Here is a 6,187-nt window from a genome sequence, read left to right as displayed (position 1 = left end):
AGGGCTTCCTGCATCGCTATCCCGAATCCAACTGGATGCACAAGCGCATGTTGCAGTTGTCTGCACGTTTTCATGCCCTGCCCAAGCGACGCCAGACCGCGGCCCTGCGTGCCGATCTGCACGCGGCACAGGCCAACGATGCGTATTGGCACGGGCTCTTTGGCGGTATTTATCTTCCGCATTTGCGGCGTGCTGTGCACCATCACCTGACGCGTCTCGAGGCAGGGCTCGACCAAGTGCGGAAACGGCCCGCGATGATTTGGGAAGATGTCGATCTCGATGGCCGCGAAGAGTGCTTCTATCATGATGCGCAGATGCAGATTGTGCTGCATTTGCCCCACGCCAGCATCCAGGAGTGGAATCACTACCCGAGCGAGCATGACTTTGCCGATACCCTGGCACGCCGCGACGAGGCCTACTACGACAAGATTCGTCAGGGGGAAAGTGCGGCAGAAGCGGAGAGTGCCGGCGGCATTGCCTCGGCCCATGATCGGGTCAGTTTCAAAACGGCTATTCACGCGGACGATCTGCTTTTCGATGATCTCCCCTGTCAAAGCTTCGTCGATCGCCTGGGCGGTGAAGCGCTGGAATATCAATTCGTTACCGGGGCAAAGACGCCGCGTTTCCTAGCCCAGCAGGAAGCCTGGGAACTCGAAAAATCCTTCGCTTTGCGAAACGGTTGTCTATCCGTTCGCTATGCGGGCAAAGGGATAAAGGATGCCGCGACGACGTTCACTACGCGTATCTATCTGGCTATGCCGAGTTGTGATGGACCGGCAGGCTGCCTGTCTGTGGATGCTGCCGTGGTCGGGGGCTTCGCCGCGGAGCTCTCCGGTACCGCACGGGAATTTCGTCTCGATGACGCGGTGCTGGGAGGCAGTGTCGAGATTCAGCTTCCTGAGCAGATAGCCTGGCAGGCTTGGCCGCACCGGACGGTCTCGCAGTCCGAGGCCGGCTTTGAGAAGATCATGCAGGCTTGGGTGCTGGAGCTGACTTGGCCTGTCGTCGGTGAGGAGTTTTCTGCCTCCTTGCAAATTCAGGTGGGGCGCAGATGAGTGCTTTGTACCTCGGGATAGATGTGGGCGGTACCAATTTACGCTTTGGCGTTTTTGATGATGCGCAGTGTATCGCCAGCTACCGCACGGAAATGAACCTGCGGGAACGTTGCGCCCAGGCCGGAGAGGTAGGTGCGGCGCAGCAGCTGGTATTGGAGGCCCTTGCCAGTGGCTATCACCGCTTGCGTGAGCAATGCCCGCAGATCGACGGAGTGGGGGTTGCTTTTCCGGGTTTTGTGACCGCCGACGGGCTGTTGCGGCAGTCACCCAATATCCCACATCTCGAAAATTTTGCTTTGGAAGCACGGCTCAGCGAGCAGTTGCAGGTACCGGTATTGCTCGAGAATGATGCCAATGCGGCGGCCTTTGGCGAATTCTGGTCCTTGCGCCAGGATCATCCTGAAATGCAGTCCTTGATCTATGTTGGGCTGGGTACGGGAGTAGGGGGGGGGTGGATCCAGTCCGGGCGCCCGTGGCGCGGCGAAGATGGCGCGGCGATGGAGATTGGTCATCTCATCGTCGTGCCCGGTGGACGACGTTGTGGCTGCGGCAACCAGGGCTGCCTGGAACAATACGCCTCGGCGCAGGGACTGGTGTCCAGTTATCTGGAATACACCGGCATGGCGGCCGATCCCAAGATCATCACCCAGCTTGCACAGGATCAGAACCCTGGGGCATTGCGGGCGTTTCAAACCTTGGCGGAACATCTCGGCCAAGCCCTGGCGCATGTCGTCAAGGTGCTAGACTCTCGCCAGATTCGCGTGGGCGGGGGCCTGAGTGCGGCCTGGGATTGTTTCGGCGAAGAGCTGCGCCAGCAACTGCGCAGCAACATGATTCCGGCACTGCAAGACACCGTAGAGATCGCCGCCGGGAATGGCGATGACCAAGCGGGTATGCGTGGCGCTGCCCTACTCGCCCGAGAAGTGCTGGCCGTCTGATGCGGGTCGGGGTTTTCGACTCGGGCCTCGGCGGTCTGAGTACGTGGTTGGCCTGTACCCGTTATCTCTCGGAAGCTGAATATTTCTATTTTGCGGATACCGCCAACGCACCCTATGGTGACCGTAGTGTGGCCGAAGTGCGGGCCTTTACGAAGGCGGCCTACCAGCGCTTTTTGCAACTCGACGTCGATGCCTTGGTGATCGCCTGCAACACCGCCACCAGTGCTGCCGCAGCACCACTGCGCCAATACGCGTCCATGCCCATCATCGGTATTGAGCCTGCCATCAAGGTCGCTCTGCAGGAAAGCAGCGGAGAACTGCTGTTGTTGGCTACCGAGCTTACCGTGCGCGGCGCCAAGCTCGAAAAGCTTCTACAGGATTGTGATCCGGAACGCCGGGTACGGGCGCTGGCCTGCCCGGGCTGGATGGAAATTATCGAGGGACAACGCGTGGACTGGCGCGAGCGTGCCAGTGATTATTGGCAGGAAAAGATCGCCGCACAGGTTAGGGACGCAACAGCGCTGGTTCTCGGTTGTACCCACTACTGTTGGCTGCGTGAGGAGATCTCTGTGTGGTCTGGTGGAAGCGCCATCTTTGGTGGTAACGATGGTGTGGCGCGGCAGCTCTACCGTCTTTTACATCGGCGTGAGCCGCCGGCACCGGCGGCCCCGCGCGAGCGGTTGACCCTGCACTTTAGCGCTTCGGCGGATGCCGATCAGAAAATGGCTGCTGCCCAAAGGCTCCTGCAGGGCGCGGGAGTACGCGCCCGAATCCTGCCTTTTTAGTTGAGGATAATACCGTCCTTGCCGAGGGTGACGTTATACTTCTTGGCTTGCGCTTCACCCTGGGCGTAGGAGAGCTTGGCTAGCTCCTCTGCATGTTGTGCCTTGGCGATCGCCTCATCATACTTGCCGGCCTTTTCTGCGGCTTCTGCTTTCTCGAGGAATTTCGGGGTGGCCAACCATTGATAGTGGATGCTCTCGGCCTTGGCCATAGCGGCTTGGGCAGCACTGATCGCCTTCTGGGCGTCACTGGCATTGGCGGCAAAGGCAAGACTGCTGCAGAGCAGGGCGGCACAGGCAAGGGTGCTGACAAGCAACGGCTTCATGATCTACTCCTCTCTAGTGAAATCTTGCATTGAGTCAAGCAAAAAATGTTCCGTTTCTTTGCTCCGCTAGTATGCATGCTGACGGTACCGGCACTGCCCCGATTGGACCGCTCTCTACTGGCCCAGAAGTCCCGAAAGAGCCATTCATACCGTAGCCAGCAGCACGAAAAGGGCATGGATGAGCAGCCCCAGCAGCAGTCCCACCACCGTCCCGTTGATACGGATGTATTGCAGATCGCTGCCGATGCCCTCTTCGAGAACGCGGATCATGTCGGCCATCGGCCAGGCGCGGATGGTGTCCTCAATGTGCTTGGTGAAGCTTTCCTGCACCGTGGGGAGTAGGCGGCGCGCGCTTTCTTCCACGTAGCCATCGATCGCCTGGCGCAACTGCGGCTGGGTATCCAGCAGTTCGCCAAACCAGCCCGCGCCCCTGCGCAAGAGCTGACGGCTGCGGGACCGGGGCGCCTGCAGGTCCTGCAAGAGCCATTGTTGTAGATCGTTTACCACCCGGGTGACATAATCGCGCGCCGCCGGGTGCGCGAGCAGCCCTTCCTGCCAGCCCCGGATGCGTGCCTGTAGCCTTGGATCCTGTTGCAGGCGCAGGAGATTTTCTTGGAGCCAGCGGTCGAAGGCCTGGCGCTTGGGGTGCTCGGGGTCCTGATGAATCTCGCTCAGGGTCTCCTGCGCCGCGCGTACCAGATTACGGGCCAGATTGCGACTCAGATTGGCGGGGTCGACGACCGCTCCGAGCCAGGAAAACAGCGTGGGATAGGCGCGTTGCAGCAGTCTCTCGATTTGTTCTGCGAATTCTTCTTGTACGCTTTCCTGCGTGAGCCAGTCATCGAGGCGGGCGATGGCGTCGCTGAGTAAGGCCTGATGGCGGCCATCTTCCGTCAGGAGTTGCAGGATCTGCGCCGTCCAGCGCGACAGATCCAGTTGCCGTAGTTGCGCCCGCAGACTCTTGGCGAGGCTCTGCCGCAAGGGCTCCAGTTGCGCCAGTTGCAGGGCGCGATAGACGAGTTGTTGCACTTGTTCGGCAAAAAGCGCTCGATTTTTTGCTTGACGTAGCCAGGAAGCCAGTCCACTCGCCAGAGAATAGCGCTGGACGAGCCGTAAGATGGCGTCTTCCTGCAGAAAGTGCTCGCGGATGAATTCTGCCAAGTGCTGTGCCAGCTGGTCGCGGCGGCGTGGCAGGACGGCGGTGTGCGGGAAGGGAATTCCCAGAGGATGGCGGAACAATGCCACCACCGCGAACCAGTCGGCGAGGGCGCCGACCATAGCCGCTTCGCTGGCCGCGAGCAACCAGGCGTAGCCTCCCTGCCCATTCTCCAAAGCGGCCCAGATAAAGAGGGCGAAGGCGAGCAGGAGAAGGGCGAGTGCCGCGCGACGATTCCGACGCAGTCGATTGCTGGGAGTTGGGCTTTGCATGCGCCAAGCATAGCACTGTCCTCTCTTGCCCGGGCATTAGTCTTTCTGTCATTGTGCGCGGGGGCAGACAGGAGCAGGGAATGGAAACGGAATTGCAGCTGGAAAGCAACTTTGCTGAACAATTGGAAGGGCTCTACAGCGAATGGCAGGCGGCGCTTGTCCCCAGCCCCAAGCTCCTGCTCCTGAACGAGGGCCTGGCCGCACAACTGGGGCTGTCGGTGGTGGCACTGCGCAGCTTCGGCGCAGCACTCTTCTCCGGGCAACGCCTGGCTTCCGGCAGCCGCCCTGTTGCCCAGGCCTACGCCGGGCACCAATTTGGCGTTTTCAACCCGCAACTTGGCGATGGTCGTGCGTTGTTGCTCGGCGAAATCCGCGATCCCCAGGGTAAACTTTGGGACCTGCACCTGAAGGGCTCCGGGCGTACCCCCTTCTCCCGCGGGGGGGATGGCAAGGCCGCTCTCGGGCCGATGCTGCGCGAGTACGTCATCGGCGAAGCCCTGCATGCCTTGGGTATTCCGAGCACGCGCGCGCTGGGGGTAGTTGCCACCGGCGAAACGGTGCAGCGCGAACAGCCACTGCCGGGGGCGATCCTGGCGCGGGTGGCATCCAGCCATCTGCGTGTGGGCACCTTTCAGTTTGTTGCCGTGCGCGAGCAGGAGGACCTGCTGCGTCGCGTGGCGGATTATGCGATTGCGCGTCACTATCCTGAGCTCTCCGATCTGTCCGGTGCTGAGCGCTACCTCGCCTTTGTCGATGCGGTCATGCAGCGGCAGGCAAAACTCATCGCGCAATGGATGGGGGTGGGCTTTATCCACGGCGTCATGAATACCGACAACATGAGTATCGCCGGCGAGAGCATCGACTTTGGGCCTTGTGCATTCATGGATGCCTATGATCCGGGGACGGTGTTCAGCTCCATCGATCAGAATGGCCGCTATGCCTATGGCGAGCAGCCACGCATTGGACAGTGGAATCTGGTGCGGCTGGCAGAATGCTTGGTACCCCTGGTGGATGATGACGTCGACCAGGCCATCGCTCGCCTCACAGAGACCCTACAGCGTTTCCCGCAGCTCTACCAGCAGGCGTGGCGGGAAGTCTTTGCACGAAAACTCGGGATCCCTGACGTGCGCGCGGAAGACGACGCGCTGATGGAAGACTTCCTGCTGCTGCTGGACCAGGAGCACGCCGATTTTACCCTCGCCTTCCGCAGTCTGGCGGCAGATTTGCAGGACATGGACCCAGCGCAGCGAGAGCGCCTGGGTATTCCCGCGATCCCCGAGAGCTGGGCCTCCTGGCGGTCACGCTGGCACGCGCGCCTGGGTGATGCGCGGCCCGCCGGCGCCGTAGCCGCTGCTATGGATGCGGTCAATCCGCTCTATATCCCGCGTAACCACCAAGTAGAAATCGCCCTTGCCGCGGCCAGTCAGGCCAATGACTCGCGTCCCCTGGAAAAGCTCCTGACCGTCCTTGCCGATCCCTACACCGCTCGCCCCGAGTACCTCCCCTATAGCGAGCCAATGCCTGGCAGCTTCGGGCCGTATCGTACCTTTTGTGGAACCTGACTATCTCCTCATTTTGCGGTACCGGAATTTCTTACAGCCTGGGATAGCAATTGCCATCGTGAGCCGTCCCGCGGCCGCCTTGCCAGCCCCCCATCC

General features: G+C 60.9%; 6 protein-coding genes. 4 read left to right on the top strand and 2 right to left on the bottom strand.

All coding sequences use genetic code 11. The features are described from left to right. The 3 genes from AC2VNM_RS05830 to murI all read left to right on the top strand — a co-directional run. The coding region (locus AC2VNM_RS05830) for an alpha-amylase/4-alpha-glucanotransferase domain-containing protein (RefSeq protein WP_486913028.1) at nucleotides 1-1,055 on the top strand (1,055 nt) is incomplete at its 5' end. Then, nucleotides 1,052-1,993, top strand: a complete 942-nt coding sequence (locus AC2VNM_RS05825) for an ROK family protein (RefSeq protein ID WP_483166789.1) — start codon at nucleotides 1,052-1,054, stop codon at nucleotides 1,991-1,993. The genes AC2VNM_RS05830 and AC2VNM_RS05825, both read left to right, overlap by 4 nt. After that, a complete protein-coding gene (gene murI / locus AC2VNM_RS05820) occupies nucleotides 1,993-2,778 on the top strand; it encodes a glutamate racemase (RefSeq protein ID WP_483166788.1) in 786 nt (261 codons plus the stop codon). Before AC2VNM_RS05825 ends, murI begins: the two co-directional genes overlap by 1 nt. On the opposite strand, the gene AC2VNM_RS05815 is transcribed toward murI, so the two are convergent. Both AC2VNM_RS05815 and AC2VNM_RS05810 read right to left on the bottom strand, forming a co-directional pair. Then, a complete protein-coding gene (locus AC2VNM_RS05815) occupies nucleotides 2,775-3,101 on the bottom strand; it encodes a hypothetical protein (protein WP_483166787.1) in 327 nt (108 codons plus the stop codon). The two genes, murI and AC2VNM_RS05815, sit on opposite strands and share 4 nt — an antisense overlap. 144 nt (nucleotides 3,102-3,245) lie before the next feature. Further along, the gene (locus AC2VNM_RS05810) at nucleotides 3,246-4,529 is read right to left on the bottom strand and encodes a DUF445 domain-containing protein (RefSeq protein WP_486913027.1); all 1,284 of its coding nucleotides are present in this window, start codon (nucleotides 4,527-4,529) and stop codon (nucleotides 3,246-3,248) included. Between the two features lie 80 nt (nucleotides 4,530-4,609). On the opposite strand from AC2VNM_RS05810, the gene AC2VNM_RS05805 reads away from it, so the two are divergent. Then, entirely contained in the window at nucleotides 4,610-6,091 is a 1,482-nt protein-coding gene (locus tag AC2VNM_RS05805) for a protein adenylyltransferase SelO (protein WP_483166785.1), read from the top strand. Nucleotides 6,092-6,187: the final 96 nt, after the last annotated feature.

This window comes from Acidithiobacillus sp. TH-A67 (assembly GCF_057473545.1).
The sequence above is the reverse complement of the archived record's forward strand: the minus strand, read 5'-3'. Positions and strand labels throughout refer to the sequence as shown.

Coding starts and splice junctions, on each gene's coding strand:
- AC2VNM_RS05825 (WP_483166789.1), top strand. CDS start 1,052: ATGAGTGCTTTGTACCTCGGGATAGATGTGGGCGGTACCAATTTACGC.
- murI (WP_483166788.1), top strand. CDS start 1,993: ATGCGGGTCGGGGTTTTCGACTCGGGCCTCGGCGGTCTGAGTACGTGG.
- AC2VNM_RS05815 (WP_483166787.1), bottom strand. CDS start 3,101: ATGAAGCCGTTGCTTGTCAGCACCCTTGCCTGTGCCGCCCTGCTCTGC.
- AC2VNM_RS05810 (WP_486913027.1), bottom strand. CDS start 4,529: ATGCAAAGCCCAACTCCCAGCAATCGACTGCGTCGGAATCGTCGCGCG.
- AC2VNM_RS05805 (WP_483166785.1), top strand. CDS start 4,610: ATGGAAACGGAATTGCAGCTGGAAAGCAACTTTGCTGAACAATTGGAA.